We start from the raw sequence: 15875 nt of genomic DNA on the forward strand, positions 1-15875 counted from the left end.
GCGCCGCGTATTGTAACCGGCTTCAGTCTTTCTGGGAGCCTTCCGAAGGCTTTTCTTCACCAGAATTCGAAGATTCCGCCTTGGCCGGCACATTCGCGGCCGGAACCGGGGCAGCCGGGACCGCATCGGCCTTCGGAACGGCCGGCAGTTCGCCGGCCGGAGCCGCCGGGGCACTGGCCGCCGGAGTGGACATCAGGCCAAGATCCTGGTCGGCCGCCGGGCGGGTGCCGTGACCGGCATACCAGGCCATGAAGAGGCTGATACCGAAGAACACCACGGCCAGCCACTTGGTCGACTTGGACAGGAAGTTCGAGGCGCCGCGCGCACCGAACACCGTACCCGAGGCACCGGCACCAAAGCCCGAACCCGCCGCCGCACCCGAGCCACGCTGCATCAGGATCAGCGCGATCATGGCCACAGCGACCAGCACGTAGACGACATTGAGGATCAACATCAGCATTGGAAACCGCCCTCGGACAATACTTCTAGGATTAGTTCGCGGCCGCCGCCCTTGCGATGGCCAGGAAGTCCGCGGCCACCAGGGAGGCGCCGCCGACCAGCCCACCATCGACATCCGGCTGCGCGAACAGTTCCCCGGCATTGTCGGGCTTCACGCTACCGCCGTAAACAATGGGCAGTGAATCAGCGATTCTAGCATCGATGCGCGCGACTTCGCCACGGATGAACGCGTGCACCTGCTGCGCCTGCTCCTTGCTGGCGGTACGGCCGGTGCCGATTGCCCAGACCGGCTCGTAGGCCACCACGGCCTGGGCGAAACCGGCCGCGCCGACCAGCTCGAGCACCGGCGCCAGCTGGCTGGCGATGACCGCTTCGGTCTGGCCCGCCTCGCGCTGCTCCAGGGTTTCACCCACGCACAGCACCGGCACCAGGCCAGCATGCAGGGCCGCGGCGAACTTGCGCGCGACCAGCTCGCTGCTTTCGTGGTGGTACTGGCGGCGCTCGGAATGGCCGACCAGGCCATAGCGGGCACCCACCTCGTGCAGCATGGCGGCGCAGACCTCGCCGGTGTAGGCGCCCTTTTCGTTGCTGCTCACGTCCTGTGCGCCGAAGGCCAGGCCGGTTTCGCCGAAATCCTCGACCAGCTCGCCCAGGTACGGCAGCGGCGGCAGGATCACCACGTCCACCCCCTCCAGCGGCAGCCCGGCGGCGACCTGCCCCAGCAGTTCATTGGCGAATTGACGGCTGCCATGCAGCTTCCAGTTTCCGGCGACGATCTTGCGGCGCATGAGCGGGTGGCTCCTGTGTGAAGTCAGCCGGTCATGATACCCGCTACGGCAAAAATCCGTTTCCGTGTAAGCGGTTACATGGATTTTCAGCCAACGGCGCAGCCCCTCGTGGCGGGTTTGGGGTGGGTAGGTCGCGGAGAGCCCGGTTGGATTTGGAGCTTGGCCGGGCGGGTGGGACTGCGCAGGGGTCGCTGCAAGTACGTCCCTGTAAGCTCGGTCGCCGCTTGCGCGTGTGCGCTGTCCTGCGCACACGGCAAGACCGGGGTTGGGCGTCCTGCCCAACCCGCCCGAGGCATGCCTCGGTCCCATGCGGCTCACGCCCCTGCGCAGCCCCACCCGCCCGGCCTCTGACACATTCCGGCGGTTCCGCCCGCCACAGAAAGAAATAAGAAGAGCAAAAGCAGAAGCCGGGCCCCTCCCCTCCCTCGATCCCTGACAGATCTCATCCACGCATGGCGTGGATCTACCGTGTCGACCAAGGTCGACACCTACCGGAAATCCCGATTTACCCACCGTCACCGGGAAACTGTCAGGGGTGGGGCGGCGTGGGTTGGCAGGACCGTTGGCGCCATGGATGGCGCCATGGATGGCGCCATCGAGCCCCCAGGGATGGGTTTACGGCGTGTCCTGCCAACCCACACCGCCCCGCCCAACCCGCAGAAACCCAGAGCCGCTTTCGACGTTGACGTTGCCGGCCAGCGGCCGGCACTACCGCGGGTGCAGGGCGCAGCCCTGCAAAGAACAAGGCCGCCTTTCGGCGGCCTTCACTTCCTGTTACTTCAGCTTGATCTCGCGCAGGCGTTCCTCAAGGAAGCCGTGGGCGGTGATTGCCTCCGGGTAGCGGCTCGGGTTCTCCGGGCTGATGCACGAAGGCAGCACGTCGATCAGGAAGTCCGGGTTCGGGTGCAGGAAGAACGGCACCGAGTAGCGCGGCTGGCGCGCCAGTTCACCCGGGGGATTGACCACGCGGTGGATGGTCGACGGATACACATGGTTGGTCAGGCGCTGCAGCATGTCGCCGATGTTGACCACGATGGTGTCCGCGTCTGACGTAAACGGCACCCACTCGCCTTCGTGCGACTGCACTTCCAGGCCGGCGGCGCTGGCGCCGACCAGCAGGGTGATGAAGTTGATGTCGCCGTGGGCACCGGCGCGCACGTTCGGAATGTCGTCGGTGGTGATCGGCGGGTAGTGGATCGGACGCAGGATCGAGTTGCCGAAGTTGGTCTTGTCGGCGAAGAAGTCCTCCGGCAGGCCGATGTGCAGGGCCAGCGCCGACAGCACGCGCGAACCCAGGTTGTCCAGCGCCTGATACAGACCGTAACCGCGCTCACGGAAGCCCTCGACCTCGGTCGGCCACAGGTTCGGCGCCATCACGTCGCGGTACTTGGAGTCGTCGGCGATTTCACGGCCGATGTGCCAGAACTCCTTCAGGTCGAAATGCTTGGAGCCCTTGGCGGTCTCCACGCCGAACGGGGTATAGCCGCGGGCGCCGCCGCTGCCGGCCACGTGGTACTTGCGCTTGACCTCTTCCGGCAGGGCGAAGAAGGCCTTGAAGGCATCGTAGGCCGCGTCGATGTCGGCCTGCGGGATGCCATGGTTGCGGATGCCCGCGAATCCCCATTGGCGGTAGGCCGCGCCCAGCTCGGCCACGAAGGCCTCGCGGTCGCTGTCGAAACGGGTGATGTCGAGGGTGGGGATCTGGCTCACAGCGGTTCCTGGCTTGTCGTTGGGTCTGGGGGGCCAGCGCATTCATGGCCCGCCTGAACATTGTGACAGATCGCCCGGGCGACGCCACTCGATACGAAGAAACAAACCGATACAATGCGCGACCCGCACGCGGAGCAACGCGTCCGTCACGTGGGCCCCACCCCTTTCCCGCGCGCCCTGAACCTGTCCCGCCATGCCCGCAGCTGCTCCTGCCACCCCCGCCATTGAAGGTTCCGCCCGGCGTTGGCGCCGGCTGGCGTGGTGGTCGCTGTTCGTCGCCGGCAATGCGGTACTGGCCGCCGCGATCGCGCTGGGCAATGTACCGCTGCGTGACAATCCGGGCGGCGGCGCCGGCCTGGCCTATCTGGCCATCGCCCTGCCCGGCCACCTGCTCGCGTTCGGCGCGCTGGCCGGCCTGCTGCCGTTGCTGCTGGGCCTGTGGCCGCGCAGTGCGCGTACGCTGAGCATCAGCGCCGTACTGCTGCAGGGCTTGTGGCTGTGCCTGCTGCTGGTCGACGCCAAGGTCTTCACCCTGTACCGCTTCCATCTCAATGCCATGGTCGTGAACATGGTGTTCGGCGGTGCCCTGCAGGACCAGGTGGCCCTGTCCTGGAAGACCTGGCTGCAGGTCGCGCTGCTGGCTGCCGCGGTGTTCACCGCCGAGGGCCTGCTGGCCTGGGCGTGCTGGAAACTGCTGCCGGCCGTGCCACGCCGGCGCCGGGTGCTGCAGGCCTGGGCGGTGGTGGCGCTGCTGATGGGGGGGGGCCAGGTCGCCACGGCCTACTACGACGCCCGCGGCGACCGCGATGTGATCGCGCAGTGGAACTACCTGCCGTGGGCACAGCCGATCACCGCCAAGAGTTTCATGCGCAGGCTGGGCGTGGTCAGCGAACAGCAGGTGGGCCTGCCTGATCCGCGCCATGCCCAGCTTGTCTATCCGCTGCAGCCGCTGCGCTGCCAGAACCCGCACCGGCCCAACGTGCTCATGGTGGTGCTGGAATCGCTGCGCCACGACGCTCTCACCCCGCAGGTCATGCCGAACACGGCGGCACTGGCCAAGTCCGCACGCGTGTACGAGCGTCACTTCAGCACCGGCAACGCCACCCGCTATGGACTGTTCGGGCTGCTGTACGGCCTTCCGGGGGGCTATTGGCCGAGCATGCTGGATGAGCAGCGAGGCTCACAGCTGTTCAAGGTGCTTGGCCAGCAGGGCTACGACCTGCACCTGTACGGCAGCGCGCCGCTGTACAGCCCTGAATTCGACCGCACCGCCTTCGCCGACGTTCGCGAGCAGCTTCACCAGGGGCCGGCGGGGCTGGGGTCGGAAGCGCGCGACAGCCACATCGTGGCCTCGCTGCGGAAGGACATCCGCGCCAGCCAGGCCGCGCATACGCCGTGGTTCGGCTTCGTCTTCCTCGATTCGACCCATGCCCCGTACCACATCCCCAAGGGCTATCCGCCGCTGGCCACCCCGATGGCGCGGGAAATCGACTTCCTGAAATTCGGCCCGGACCACGACCCGACCCCCGAGTTGAACCGCTACCGGACTGCCGTGCACTACGCCGACAGCCTGGTTGGCACGCTGTTGGACGATCTGCGCGCACAGGGCCTGGAGCAGGACACCATCGTGCTGGTCACCGGTGACCACGCCGAGGAATTCAACGACCTCAAGCTGAACTACTGGGGTCACAACGGCAACTTCTCCGACTACCAGTTGCAGGTGCCCTTCGTGCTGCATTGGCCGGGCCAGGCCAGCGGCCATGAATCGCGCACCAGTTCACACGAGGACTGGGTGCCGACCCTGATGCGCCATGCACTGGGCTGCGAGAACGCATTGACCGACTACAGCACCGGCCACGACCTGCTGGCCGAACCGCAGGGCAGGCGCGCGCTGGTGGTCGAAAGCTGGTCGCAGCGCGCGGTGCGCGATGGCGATGCCATCTACGTGTTCGACAAGTTCGGCAACGCAACCGCGCTGGACCTGCATTACCGCCCGCTGCCACAGCAGACCCCCGATGCGGCCGCTGTCCGCACTGCATGGGAAGCGCTGACCCGCTTCCGCAACCGCTGAGCCTCAAGGACCGAACCGCATGAACCGTCCGCTGCGCATCCTGCACACCGAAGCCGCCAAAGGCATGGGCGGGCAGGAGATCTACATCTTCCGCCACATGCAGGTGATGCGGGCGCGCGGCCATGACGTATCGCTGTTGTGCCAGCCCGATGCTCGCCTGGCCACCCTGGCACGCGATGATGGCTTCACCGTGCACACCCTGCGCATGGGCGGCCTGGCCCGGCTGCTGCGCGGCATCTGGTCGGTGTCGCGGCTGGTGCGCCGCGAACGTTACGACGTGGTCAACACGACCAGCCGCCGCGATGCGCTGATTGCCGCCGCCGGTGCACGACTGGGAGGAACTCCACTGGTGGTGCGCTCGCGCCACCTGATGAGCCCGGTCAATTCACTGCTGACCTATACCCGGCTCCCGCACCGGGTGCTGACCGTGAGCAGCTTCGTCAAGCAGTTGCTGGCCGACCGCGGCATTCCAGCCGAGCACATCGGCATCGTGCCGCCGATCGCGGTTCCGCCGCGCTGGAGCGACATCCACCTGGACAACCCGTGGCAGCGACTGCAGGAAGTCCGCGCCGAAGTCCGCGCCGAACTGGGCTTCGGCGAACAGGACGTGGTGGTGGGGTGCGTGGCGGTACTCCGCGAGGCCAAGGGCCATGCCGATCTGCTGCAGGCGATGGTGCCACTGTGCAAGACCAACCCCCACCTGCATCTGGTGGTGGTGGGCGACGGCCAGGTGGTGATGGATCGACTGCAGGCGATGCGCGACGCGCATGGGCTGCAGGCGCAGGTGCATCTGCTCGGCTACCGCGATGGTGCCTGCCGGCTGATGGCCGGTTTCGACATCTTCGCGCTGGCCTCGCACAAGGAGGCCGCCGGTACCGTGTTCCTGGAAGCGGCCTATGTCGGCGTGCCGGTCGTGGCCACCCGCGTCGGTGGCGTACCGGAGATGGTGGTCGACGGCAGCAATGCGATCCTCACCCGGCTGGGCGACAATGCAGCCCTGACCGGCGCCCTGCGCCTGCTGGTGGACGATCCCGAACGGCGACGGCAGATGGGTCGCGCCGGCTGGGACTGGATGCACGGCGCGCACCGCTTCACCCCGGCTGGCCATGGCGAGGCCACCGAACACTATTACCACCAGTGGCTGAAGGAGCTGGGACATGGCTGACGCGCGAACTGTTCCGGTGCTGATGCACCACCACGTGAGTCCATCGCCGGGCATGATCACCGTGTCACCGGAGAATTTCGAAAGCCAGATCGCCTGGCTGGCCGGCAACGGCTGGACCTCGCTGACGCTGGACCAGTACGCCGGCTTCCTGGCCGGCAGGCCGGTGCCACGCAAGTCGATCGTGATCACCTTCGACGATGGCTACCTGGACAACTGGGTCTACGCACACCCGATCCTGCAGAAGTACGGCATGCACGCCGTGGTGTTCGTGGTCACCGGCTGGATGGGCGAAGGCCCGGAGCGGCCGCACGCCGGCATCGCCGGAGCGTCGCTGCCCGCCACCCCGGACCACCGCGGCTGCGAAGTGGCGATCTACGAACAGAACCGCAGCGATGATGTGATGATGCGCTGGAGCGAAGCGCGTGCAGCCATCGCCGCCGGCACCTTCGAAGTGCACTGCCACACCCACACCCACACCCGTTGGCTGCGTCGCGACGACCTGGACCGTGCGCAGCGCCGCGCCGGCCTGAGCCACGACCTGGCGATCTCGCGCGACGTGCTGCAGGAAAAGCTGGGCGAAGTGTCCGACACGCTGTGCTGGCCCTACGGCGATTTCGACCAGGACCACATTGAAGTGGCACGCGAGCAGGGTTTCCGTTACCTGCACACCACCCATCCGTTCGGCCGCAACGTGGTGGGCGGCGATCCGGAACGCATCTACCGGTTTGCGATCCGCAACCGCCCCGCCAGCTGGCTGCGCAAGCGCATCGCGCAGAGCTACAACCCGCTGATCGCACCGCTGTTCAATGGCTTCAAGGCGCGCCAGAAGAAGATGGTGCCGGGGCCCTGAGCGCAAGGGCCTCCCCCGCCCGCTGCGGCGCGGGAGGCCCATGTCGGTCTCAGAAGAAGCGCCCGTACACGGCTTGCACGATCTCGCCGTTGCCGGTGTTGATCAGCAGCGCATCCGGCCCGTAGCGCACCCATTCGTAGCCCATCGGCGGCATGTCCAGGCCGAACAGCCAGAAGTCGTTGAGGATGTAGTCGCCGATCCAGTACGGACGCGGCAGGAACTGGCCGTAGTGCCAGCGCTGGTACGCATAGCCCACCGGCGGATGGTAGGGCCCGATGCGGAACGCATGGTCGGCGCGGAAGTTGTGCCGGTACTCCTCGCGGAATGCCGGCCGTGCATTACCCAGCTCGCGCGGGCGCTCCATCCTTGGGTAGCCCCACGGCGCGCGCATCGGCTCCTCGCGCGGAGCGGACATATGCGGCCCACCTTCGGGGCGACGTTCGGCGCTGGCAATGGAGACGCCACCCAGCAACGGCAGCACCAGCAGCGCACCTGCCAGCAGGCAGCGGCTGCAGCGCAATGAAGTGTTCATGGTCATGGTCCTTGCAACAACAGTGAAAGGATGGAGCACGAACGGCTCCGACCGGGTCCCGGCCTGCGTAGCGCCTGCCTGCATGCAGGCACGAGATCCTGATCCCGGGAATACGCCGCGTATCGTTCACGCGATGTCACAAAGCGCACAGCCGCAGCTGAATGTGGTCGCCGGTCGTGATCGGTTCAGTCACCCTCGCTGGAAAACAACATGGCCGCAAAAGCGGCCATGTCGTGGCATCACGTTGTACGGTCGCCGGCTTCAGGCAGCGGCTTCACGGACCGCCGCGGACAGGCGGTCCAGCGTTTCCTGCATCAGTGCTGCGTCATCGGCTTCCACCGTGACCCGTACCACCGGCTCGGTACCGGACGGGCGCAGGAACGCACGGCCACGACCAGCCACCGACTGCTGCGCGACGGCCAGCGCGGCCTGCACGCGGTCGGCCTGCACCGTGGCCTTGGCCGAGACATTGCCCAGCCGCACGTTGACCGTCTTCTGCGGTACCCGCACCAGCCCCTTCAGCGCCTGGCGCAGGGTCTGCCCGCTGCTGCGCAGCGCCACCAGTACCTGCAGGGCGCTGATGATGCCATCGCCAGTGGTTGCCCGGTCCAGGCACAGCAGGTGGCCGGAGGCTTCACCACCCAGCACGCCACCGCCTTCGATCAGCGCCTGGTGCACGTAGCGGTCACCGACGTTGCTGCGCACGAACGGAATCTGCAGGTCGGCGAAGGCTTTCTCAACGCCGTAGTTGCTCATCAGCGTACCGACCACCGGGCCATGCAGGCGACCTTCGGCCTTCCACGCGCGCGCCAGGATGTACAGCAGGTCATCGCCGTCAACCGGATTGCCCTGGTCGTCGGCCATCAGCACGCGGTCACCGTCACCATCAAAGGCGATGCCGAGATCGGCGCGGGTCTCGCGGACCTTGGCCGCCAGGTTGTCGATATGGGTGGAACCGACCCCGGCGTTGATGTTGATGCCATTGGGTTCGGCGCCGATGCCGATCACCTCGGCCCCCAGCTCACGGAACAACAGCGGTGCGATCTGGTAGGTGGCGCCGTGCGCGCAATCCAGCACCAGGCGCAGCCCGCGCAGGTCGAAGGCGCGCGGCACGCTGGCCTTGCAGAATTCGATGTAGCGGCCGACCGCCTCGCGTGCGCGCGACGCCTTGCCCAGCTTTTCCGATTCGGCAGTGGCGAACGGAACATCCAGCGCTGCTTCCAGCGCCAGCTCGGTGGCGTCGTCGAGCTTCTCGCCCTGGGCGGAGAAGAACTTGATGCCGTTGTCGTAGTGCGGATTGTGCGAAGCACTGATGACGATGCCGGCGTCCACGCCCAGGGTACGCGTCAGGAACGCGACCGCCGGAGTCGGCATCGGGCCGAGCAGCTGCACGTCGGCGCCGGCGGCGACCAGCCCGGCTTCCAGTGCCGCTTCGAACATGTAGCCGGAAATGCGGGTGTCCTTGCCGATCAGCACGATCGGCCGGCGCCCGTCCTGGCCGCGCTGGGCGACCAGCACGCGCCCCAGGGCATTGCCCAGGCGCAGCACGAAGTCCGCCGAGATCACCCCTTGGCCGACCCGCCCACGGATGCCGTCAGTACCGAAGTACCTGCGGCTTCCCATCAAGCCACCTCCGGCGCCGGCTGACGGCCCAGCATCGCCAGCAGGTCGGACAGGCGGTCGCGCATTTCGCGGCGGTCGCAGATCTGGTCAATGGCACCGTGCTCCAGCAGGAACTCCGAGCGCTGGAAACCTTCCGGAAGCTTCTCACGCACGGTCTGCTCGATTACGCGCGGGCCGGCAAAGCCGATCAGCGCCTGCGGCTCGGCGATGTTGATGTCGCCCAGCATCGCGAACGACGCCGACACGCCACCGGTGGTCGGATGGGTCAGTACCGAGATGTACGGCAGGCCGGCTTCGCGCAGCTTGCCCAGCGCGGCCGAGGTCTTGGCCATCTGCATCAGCGAGAACAGGCCTTCCTGCATGCGTGCGCCGCCGCTCTGCGAGAAGCATACGTAAGGGGCGCCGATCTCGACTGCGGTTTCGGCAGCCAGCGCGAAGCGCTCACCGACCACCGAGCCCATCGAGCCGCCCATGAAGGCGAAGTCGAACGACGAAGCCACCAGCGCACGCCCCTTGAGCAGGCCGCGCATGGCGATCAGCGCGTCGTACTCGCCGGTGTTCTTCTGCGCGATCTTGATGCGCTCGCTGTATTTCTTCTGGTCCTTGAACTTGAGCAGGTCGGTCGGCCCCAGGCGCGCACCGATCTCGGTGGTGCTGTCGGCGTCGAACAGCGCCGCCAGCCGCGCGCGCGCACGGATCGCCATGTGATGGCCGCACTTCGGGCAGACCTCCAGGTTCTCTTCCAGCTCAGGACGGTACAACGCGCTGCCGCAGTTGCTGCACTTTTCCCACAGGCCCTCGGGGACGCTGCGCTTCTTGCTGGGGGTGTTGTCGGTGCGGATGCCGGACGGCATCAACTTGCTGAGCCAACTCATGCGGGAGGACACTTCCGTTCAGGGCGGCCCGGGGGCCGCAAAGGCGGACAGTCTAGCTCCGCTGCCCCCGCCCGTGCACCCCTTGCGGTGCCCGGGCCAGCTGGAAAAAACCATGCTGGGACGTACGTTTAGGTCCGGGGCGCGCCCGCCGCCGGCCGGCAGCCCCTGCACGCAGGCGGGTGCGGAGGATGCCGGCCCGTGGCCGGCACGACCGTCACGCGTCCAGCGCCTGCCGCAACGGTGCGAGGAAGGCTGCGGCGCGCTGCGCGGCGTCTTCCGCCGAGCCCGCCTCTGCCAGCACCGCCACCAGTGCGCTGCCTACCACCACGCCGTCGGCCTGCCGCGCCATTGCCGCGGCACTGGCGGCGTCCTTGATGCCGAAGCCCGCCACGACCGGCACCGAGGCACGCTCGCGCAGTGCCTGCAGGCGGGCGCTGGCAGCATCGCTGTCCAGCCGCTCGGACGCACCGGTGACACCGGCAAAGCTGACGTAGTACAGGTAGCCACGCGCCAGGGCCAGCAGCTTGTCGGCACGCGCTTCACTGGTGGTCGGCGACGCCAGCAGGACCAGCGCCAGGCCAGCGGCCTCGAACGCCTGCTGTGCATCACCGGCTTCTTCAGGCGGCAGATCGACCAGCAGCACACCGTCCACGCCGGCCTTCACCGCGGCGTCGGCGAACGCTGCGTAGCCATGGATCTCGACCGGATTCAGGTAGCCCATCAGCACCACCGGGGTCTGCGCATCACGCTCCCGGAACTGCGCCACGGCCTGCAGCACGTAACGGCTGCCGGCACCGCGCGCCAGCGCGCGCTCGGAGCTGCGCTGGATGGTGGGTCCGTCCGCCATCGGATCGGAGAACGGAACGCCCAGTTCGATCACATCGGCGCCGGCCTCGACCAGTGCGTGCATGACCGGCACGGTAGCCTCCAGCGAGGGATCGCCGGCAGTGATGAAGGGGATCAACGCCTTGCGCTGCTGCTCGCGCAGGCGCTGGAAACAGGCATCAAGTCGGGATACGGACATGTCAGGTACATCCTTCGATCAGGTCAACGGCGCCGCTGGCGCCCCAGTACATTCGGGATACGGTGCCGTCGACGATCTCCACGCGGATCGCCAGGTCGGAACCGGGGTCCTGCCACAGCAGAGTCTCGCCGGCCTCCACATCCTTGCCATAAGGCTGGGCGGAGACGCCCTTGGGCAGCAGCTGCAGGGCCTGCGCGCGCGGCATGTCCAGGTGCAGGCCGAACGGCCCCGGCTGAACCACCACCTGGCCCGAATCGTCGATGGGCGCCAGGTCGAAACGCACCACGTCACCGTCCTGCACCATCATCGCCACGCCTTCAGGCAGCGTGCCGCGCTCGTAATACTCGCAGCGCCCGGAGGTCGCCTCGCTCAGCCCGGCCGAGTGCCACTGCCCCTCGCTCTGCAGTTCACTGAAAGGCTGGCCGATCAGCACCTCGCCGGCATGGTCCAGGGCCACCGAAACCACCGCCGGAGCACTGTCGTCATCGGCGGCATCGTCTGCGCCTGGCAACGGTGCGTCTTCGATCGGACGATGTGCTGCAGCATCGTCGTTGCTGGCAATCTGGCGTGCCGGGGCGATCGCCGCCGGGGACGCCGGCGCCGGCGCCAGCACCGGCGGATCGGGCGGCGCGCAACCACCCAGGCCGACCGCCAGCACCCACGCCCCGCCGTGGCGCAGCATGCAATTCACAGCACCAGGCCTTCGCGCGCGGCGATGGTATGCACGTCCTTGTCGCCGCGGCCGGACAGGTTGCACAGCACGATCTGGTCGCGCGGACGCTCGCGCGCCAGCTTGATCGCCTGCGCCAGCGCGTGGCTGGATTCCATTGCGGGCAGGATGCCCTCGGTGTGCGCCAGCAGATGGAACGCCTGCAGGGCCTCTTCATCGGTGATGCCGAGGTAGCGCGCGCGGCCGGTATCGGCCAGGAACGCATGCTCCGGGCCGACGCCCGGATAGTCCAGGCCGGCCGAGACCGAATGGGTTTCGATGATCTGGCCGTCGTCGTCGCACAGCACGTAGGTGCGGTTGCCATGCAGCACGCCCGGGCGACCGGCGGCGATCGACGCCGCATGGCGACCGGTGCCGATGCCATCACCTGCCGCTTCGGCGCCGACGATCTCGACCTGTCGGTCGTTGAGGAAGGCATGGAACAGGCCGATGGCATTGCTGCCGCCGCCGACGCAGGCGGTGATCGCATCGGGCAGGCGGCCGTACTCGGCCAGCATCTGTTCGCGTGCCTCGCGCCCGACGATGGCGTTGAAATCGCGCACCATGCGCGGGTACGGGTCCGGACCGGCGACGGTACCGATGATGTAGAAGGTGTCCTGCACGTTGGTCACCCAGTCGCGCATCGCTTCGTTGAGCGCATCCTTCAGGGTGGCCGAGCCGGAGGTGACCGGCACCACCGTCGCGCCGAGCAGCTTCATCCGGTAGACGTTGATCTTCTGCCGCTCGATGTCGGTGGCGCCCATGTACACCACGCATTCCAGGCCCAGCCGTGCGGCCACCGTGGCGCTGGCCACGCCATGCTGGCCGGCGCCGGTCTCGGCGATGATGCGCTTCTTGCCCATCCGCGCGGCCAGCAGGGCCTGGCCGATGGTGTTGTTGATCTTGTGCGCGCCGGTGTGGTTCAGGTCCTCGCGCTTGAGCAGGATCTGCGCGCCACCGACATGGTCGCTCAGGCGCTGGGCGTGGTAGATCGGGCTCGGCCGACCCACGTAATGGGCCAGGTCGCGGTCGTAGGCGGCCTGGAATGCCGGGTCCTGGCGGGCCTGGTCATAGGCCTGGGCCAGTTCCTGCAGCGGGCCGACCAGGGTTTCGGCGACGAAGCTGCCGCCATAGCGGCCGAAGTGGCCCTGGGCATCCGGGAAGGCGTGATAGTCGGCAATGGGGGAGGCAGACATGGATACGACCGGTGGTTCAAGACAGGTGGATACTCTAGCGCACGGGTCATGACCGGAAAATGGATATTATCTGGCGCATACCGTCAGGAAATCTCACATGAGCAGCTCATCGCTTCCGCCGCTCAATGCGCTGCGCGCGTTCGAGGCCACCGCCCGCCTGGGCGGGGTCGGCCGCGCCGCGCAGGACCTGCATGTCACCCACGGTGCGGTCAGCCGGCAGCTGAAGCTGCTGGAGGATCATCTGGGCATGGCCTTGTTCCAGCGTGCCGGTCGCGGCCTGCGCCTGACCGCCGCAGGCAGCCGCCTGCAGGTGGCATGCAGCGAGGCGTTCACCGGCATTGAAGACTGCGTGCGTGAACTGCGGCGGCCAACGGCATCTCCTGCTCTGGTATTGGGCTGCAGTGGCAGCGTGCTGGCGCGCTGGATGATCCCGCGCCTGCCTGCGCTGCAGGCCGCCCTGCCCGGCGTGCGCCTGCAGTGGTCGGCGCTGGATGGCAGCTTCACCGAGGCGCAGGCGGCGCTGGATGCGGTCCTGCTGCTGGCGCAAGGGCCTTGGCCACGCGGCTGGCAGGTACGCGAACTGGCGCCGGAACGGGTCGGCGTGGTGGTGGCCCCCTCCCACCCCGCGGCGCAACGCCTGCGGCATGTTCCACCCTCGGCACTGCTGCAGGAAACCTTGCTGCACACCAGCTCACGACCGCAGGCATGGCCGGCCTGGGCGCGGGCACATGATCTGGACACCTCGAAGCTGCAGCTGGGCACCGCCTTCGAGCATCTGTATTACCTGCTGGAGGCAGCGGTGGCAGGGCTGGGCCCGGCAATCGCACCGGAGCCACTGGTGGCCGAGGACCTGGCGGCGGGGCGGTTGATCGCGCCGTGGGGGTTTACCGCCACCGGCGGCTTCTGGGTGCTGGCATGGCCGGATGGCCCGGCCGATGCGCGGGTGGGTGCGCTGGCGGAATGGGTCAGTTCTCAGCTGGGCTGACAGGGATCAGCCCAGCTGCGTTACCTGGTGCAGGCAGTGTTTCCGGTTACTCCAGGACTGTGCAGTCCGCACGGCGCACTTCCTCGACGAAGGTGCGCATCTTGTAGCCATCCTTGATGCCCGGCTCCAGTTCGATGCCGCTGGAGACATCCACGCCCCACGGCAACGTGGCCAGCACAGCATCGTAGACGTTGTCCGGGTTCAGGCCGCCGGCCAGCAGGAACGGGCGGTGCAGGCCGGTCGGGATGCGCCCCCAGTCGAAGGCGACACCCGTGCCGCCACCGCCGCCGGGCGCGTGGCTGTCGAACAGGAATCCCGCCGCGCTGGGGTAGCGCAGCTGCAGGGTACGGGCGTTGACCTCTTCGCGCCCGCCCATGGCGATCGCCTTCAGGTACGGCATGTTGAAACTGCGGCAGAAGCTCTCGTCTTCCTCTCCATGGAACTGCAGCAGGGTCGGCCGCACCGTGCGCAGCACCTCGCGCACCTCTTCCTTGCTGTTGTTGCGGAACAGCGCCACCACGTCGACCATCGGCGCGATCGCCTGGCGCATCGCGCGCGCCTCGGCCGGAGCAACCCGACGGCTGCTCTCGCGGGCAAAGATGAAACCCACTGCGTCCACGCCCAGCTCACCGGCCAGGCGGACGTCGCCGGCGCGGGTCATGCCACAGAACTTGATGCGTGTGCGGTAGTAGGAGCGGCTCATAGCGTGACCTCGGCGGGCAGATGCCAGTTGTCGGGGTACAGGGGCCCAAGGAACACCAGGCCCTGCGGCGGTGCGGTGGGACCGGCTACGGTGCGATCGCGCCCGGCCAGCAGTTCGGCGATCCATTCCACCGGTTTTTCGCCGCTGCCCACCAGGATCAACGAACCGACGATATTGCGGACCATGTGATGAAGGAATGCATTGCCCTGCACGGCCACTTCAATCACCTCGCCCTGGCGGCTGACCTGCAGCGACTGCAGTTCACGCCGCGCATGCAACGCCTGGCACTGCACCGATCGGAACGCACTGAAGTCGTTCTCGCCAAGCAGGGCCTGGCCGGCGGCATGCATCAGGGTCTCGTCCAGCGCCCGCCGCTCCCAGCTCAGGGTCTGCCGGCCCAGCGCCGGCCGCACTTCGCGGTTGAGCAGCCGATAGCGGTAGCGGCGCGCGCGCGCGGAAAAACGGGCGTGGAAATCATCGGCCACCGGCACGCACCAGCGCACCGCGATCGAGCGCGGCAGGCGGGTGGTGGTGCCGAGCATCCAGGCGCGCGGATCGCGCACCACCTCGGTGTCGAAATGCACGACCTGGCACTGGCCGTGCACCCCAGCATCGGTGCGGCCGGCGCAGACCACCTGCAACGGCGCATCGGCGACCGACGACAGGGCCAGTTCAAGGCTGGCCTGCACGCTGGGGCCACCTTCGCCCAGGTTCTGCCAGCCCCTGAAATCGCTGCCGTCGTACTCGACGCCAAGCGCGTAACGCATGTGCTACCTCGATGCTGCGTGTGGGGCGGCGCTCAGGCCGGGTCGCGTTCGGACCACACCGCCAGTTCGTTGCCACCGGGCTCGACGAACTGGAAGCGGCTGCCCCCGGGGAAGGAAAACACCGGGCGCACGATCTCGCCGCCGGCGTCACGCACCGCTGCCTCGATCGGCGCCAGGCGGTCGGCATACAGCACCAGCAGCGGTGCGCCGGTATCGCTGGCGCGCTGCGGCTGGCCACGGAAGAAGCCGCCCTGCAGGCGGCCATCGTCGAAGGCGGTGTAGTCGCCGCCATAGTCGACGAACGACCAGCCGAACACCTTCTCGAAGAAGGCGCGGCTGGCCGCCGGATCAGCGGAGGCGAATTCAACGTAATCGATGCGGCGCTCGCGGCTCATGGCACGGTCCTTGTCAGCGGGTT

General features: G+C 67.8%; 16 protein-coding genes. 4 read left to right on the top strand and 12 right to left on the bottom strand.

Features of this window, described 5'->3' with window-relative positions; genetic code table 11:
• Positions 1–22 precede the first annotated feature (22 nt).
• From secG to N5C18_RS22100, 3 genes are all read right to left on the bottom strand, one after another.
• The gene (secG, locus tag N5C18_RS22090) at positions 23–460 is read right to left on the bottom strand and encodes a preprotein translocase subunit SecG (protein WP_164241761.1); all 438 of its coding nucleotides are present in this window, start codon (positions 458–460) and stop codon (positions 23–25) included.
• A 31-nt stretch (positions 461–491) separates the two neighbouring features.
• Positions 492–1247, bottom strand: coding sequence for a triose-phosphate isomerase (gene tpiA / locus N5C18_RS22095; protein WP_279945609.1), 756 nt, complete (start codon positions 1245–1247; stop codon positions 492–494).
• A 774-nt stretch (positions 1248–2021) separates the two neighbouring features.
• Positions 2022–2999, bottom strand: coding sequence for a 2-oxoglutarate and iron-dependent oxygenase domain-containing protein (locus tag N5C18_RS22100; protein WP_053511619.1), 978 nt, complete (start codon positions 2997–2999; stop codon positions 2022–2024).
• 151 nt (positions 3000–3150) lie between these two features.
• Here N5C18_RS22100 and N5C18_RS22105 point away from each other — a divergent pair, with 151 nt between their 5' ends.
• From N5C18_RS22105 to N5C18_RS22115, 3 genes are read left to right on the top strand one after another with little or no spacing between them, the layout of a single operon-like run.
• The gene (locus N5C18_RS22105; RefSeq protein WP_279945610.1) at positions 3151–5028 is read left to right on the top strand and encodes a DUF3413 domain-containing protein; all 1878 of its coding nucleotides are present in this window, start codon (positions 3151–3153) and stop codon (positions 5026–5028) included.
• A gap of 19 nt (positions 5029–5047) precedes the next feature.
• Positions 5048–6193 (top strand): glycosyltransferase family 4 protein, encoded by a 1146-nt coding sequence (locus N5C18_RS22110; RefSeq protein WP_279945611.1) that lies wholly within the window; start codon positions 5048–5050, stop codon positions 6191–6193.
• Positions 6186–7043 (top strand): polysaccharide deacetylase family protein, encoded by an 858-nt coding sequence (locus N5C18_RS22115; protein WP_279945612.1) that lies wholly within the window; start codon positions 6186–6188, stop codon positions 7041–7043. Before N5C18_RS22110 ends, N5C18_RS22115 begins: the two co-directional genes overlap by 8 nt.
• Before the next feature lie 49 nt (positions 7044–7092).
• Here N5C18_RS22115 and N5C18_RS22120 read toward each other — a convergent pair whose 3' ends face one another.
• The 6 genes from N5C18_RS22120 to trpB all read right to left on the bottom strand — a co-directional run bounded on the left by N5C18_RS22120 (position 7093) and on the right by trpB (position 13002).
• Positions 7093–7575 (bottom strand): RcnB family protein, encoded by a 483-nt coding sequence (locus tag N5C18_RS22120; protein ID WP_049456111.1) that lies wholly within the window; start codon positions 7573–7575, stop codon positions 7093–7095.
• Between the two features lie 261 nt (positions 7576–7836).
• A complete protein-coding gene (gene glmM / locus N5C18_RS22125) occupies positions 7837–9198 on the bottom strand; it encodes a phosphoglucosamine mutase (protein WP_053511615.1) in 1362 nt (453 codons plus the stop codon).
• Complete coding sequence (accD, locus tag N5C18_RS22130; protein WP_005410473.1) at positions 9198–10073, bottom strand: acetyl-CoA carboxylase, carboxyltransferase subunit beta; 876 nt, start codon at positions 10071–10073, stop codon at positions 9198–9200. The genes glmM and accD overlap by 1 nt, the downstream gene beginning before the upstream one ends.
• A 214-nt stretch (positions 10074–10287) precedes the next feature.
• Positions 10288–11097 carry a tryptophan synthase subunit alpha gene (trpA, locus tag N5C18_RS22135; protein WP_053511614.1) on the bottom strand — a complete coding sequence of 270 codons (810 nt, stop codon included), beginning with the start codon at positions 11095–11097 and terminating at the stop codon, positions 10288–10290.
• Position 11098: 1 nt separating this feature from the next.
• Positions 11099–11788 carry a hypothetical protein gene (locus tag N5C18_RS22140; RefSeq protein ID WP_053511613.1) on the bottom strand — a complete coding sequence of 230 codons (690 nt, stop codon included), beginning with the start codon at positions 11786–11788 and terminating at the stop codon, positions 11099–11101.
• Positions 11785–13002, bottom strand: a complete 1218-nt coding sequence (gene trpB, locus N5C18_RS22145) for a tryptophan synthase subunit beta (RefSeq protein ID WP_279945613.1) — start codon at positions 13000–13002, stop codon at positions 11785–11787. Before trpB ends, N5C18_RS22140 begins: the two co-directional genes overlap by 4 nt.
• 97 nt (positions 13003–13099) lie before the next feature.
• Here trpB and N5C18_RS22150 point away from each other — a divergent pair, with 97 nt between their 5' ends.
• Entirely contained in the window at positions 13100–13987 is an 888-nt protein-coding gene (locus tag N5C18_RS22150) for a LysR family transcriptional regulator (RefSeq protein WP_164241474.1), read from the top strand.
• Between the two features lie 46 nt (positions 13988–14033).
• Here the strand turns inward: N5C18_RS22150 and N5C18_RS22155 are convergent, their stop codons facing one another.
• Genes N5C18_RS22155 through N5C18_RS22165 form a run of 3 tightly spaced genes read right to left on the bottom strand, consistent with a single transcriptional unit; the run spans position 14034 to position 15852 of the window.
• Positions 14034–14690 carry a phosphoribosylanthranilate isomerase gene (locus N5C18_RS22155; protein ID WP_006458876.1) on the bottom strand — a complete coding sequence of 219 codons (657 nt, stop codon included), beginning with the start codon at positions 14688–14690 and terminating at the stop codon, positions 14034–14036.
• Positions 14687–15457 (bottom strand): tRNA pseudouridine(38-40) synthase TruA, encoded by a 771-nt coding sequence (gene truA / locus N5C18_RS22160; RefSeq protein WP_053450399.1) that lies wholly within the window; start codon positions 15455–15457, stop codon positions 14687–14689. The genes N5C18_RS22155 and truA overlap by 4 nt, the downstream gene beginning before the upstream one ends.
• Positions 15458–15489: 32 nt before the next feature.
• Positions 15490–15852 (bottom strand): VOC family protein, encoded by a 363-nt coding sequence (locus tag N5C18_RS22165; protein WP_053450400.1) that lies wholly within the window; start codon positions 15850–15852, stop codon positions 15490–15492.
• Between the last annotated feature and the right edge of the window lie 23 nt (positions 15853–15875).

This window comes from Stenotrophomonas sp. GD03930 (assembly GCF_029839665.1).
Lineage (GTDB): Bacteria > Pseudomonadota > Gammaproteobacteria > Xanthomonadales > Xanthomonadaceae > Stenotrophomonas > Stenotrophomonas forensis.

Bases quoted from the DNA above. Each gene is read 5' to 3' on its own strand.
- truA (WP_053450399.1), bottom strand. From the start codon at position 15,457: ATGCGTTACGCGCTTGGCGTCGAGTACGACGGCAGCGATTTCAGGGGC.
- N5C18_RS22120 (WP_049456111.1), bottom strand. From the start codon at position 7,575: ATGAACACTTCATTGCGCTGCAGCCGCTGCCTGCTGGCAGGTGCGCTG.
- N5C18_RS22165 (WP_053450400.1), bottom strand. From the start codon at position 15,852: ATGAGCCGCGAGCGCCGCATCGATTACGTTGAATTCGCCTCCGCTGAT.
- tpiA (WP_279945609.1), bottom strand. From the start codon at position 1,247: ATGCGCCGCAAGATCGTCGCCGGAAACTGGAAGCTGCATGGCAGCCGT.
- trpB (WP_279945613.1), bottom strand. From the start codon at position 13,002: ATGTCTGCCTCCCCCATTGCCGACTATCACGCCTTCCCGGATGCCCAG.
- N5C18_RS22105 (WP_279945610.1), top strand. From the start codon at position 3,151: ATGCCCGCAGCTGCTCCTGCCACCCCCGCCATTGAAGGTTCCGCCCGG.
- N5C18_RS22115 (WP_279945612.1), top strand. From the start codon at position 6,186: ATGGCTGACGCGCGAACTGTTCCGGTGCTGATGCACCACCACGTGAGT.
- trpA (WP_053511614.1), bottom strand. From the start codon at position 11,097: ATGTCCGTATCCCGACTTGATGCCTGTTTCCAGCGCCTGCGCGAGCAG.
- N5C18_RS22100 (WP_053511619.1), bottom strand. From the start codon at position 2,999: ATGCGCTGGCCCCCCAGACCCAACGACAAGCCAGGAACCGCTGTGAGC.
- N5C18_RS22150 (WP_164241474.1), top strand. From the start codon at position 13,100: ATGAGCAGCTCATCGCTTCCGCCGCTCAATGCGCTGCGCGCGTTCGAG.
- secG (WP_164241761.1), bottom strand. From the start codon at position 460: ATGCTGATGTTGATCCTCAATGTCGTCTACGTGCTGGTCGCTGTGGCC.
- accD (WP_005410473.1), bottom strand. From the start codon at position 10,073: ATGAGTTGGCTCAGCAAGTTGATGCCGTCCGGCATCCGCACCGACAAC.
- N5C18_RS22155 (WP_006458876.1), bottom strand. From the start codon at position 14,690: ATGAGCCGCTCCTACTACCGCACACGCATCAAGTTCTGTGGCATGACC.
- glmM (WP_053511615.1), bottom strand. From the start codon at position 9,198: ATGGGAAGCCGCAGGTACTTCGGTACTGACGGCATCCGTGGGCGGGTC.
- N5C18_RS22110 (WP_279945611.1), top strand. From the start codon at position 5,048: ATGAACCGTCCGCTGCGCATCCTGCACACCGAAGCCGCCAAAGGCATG.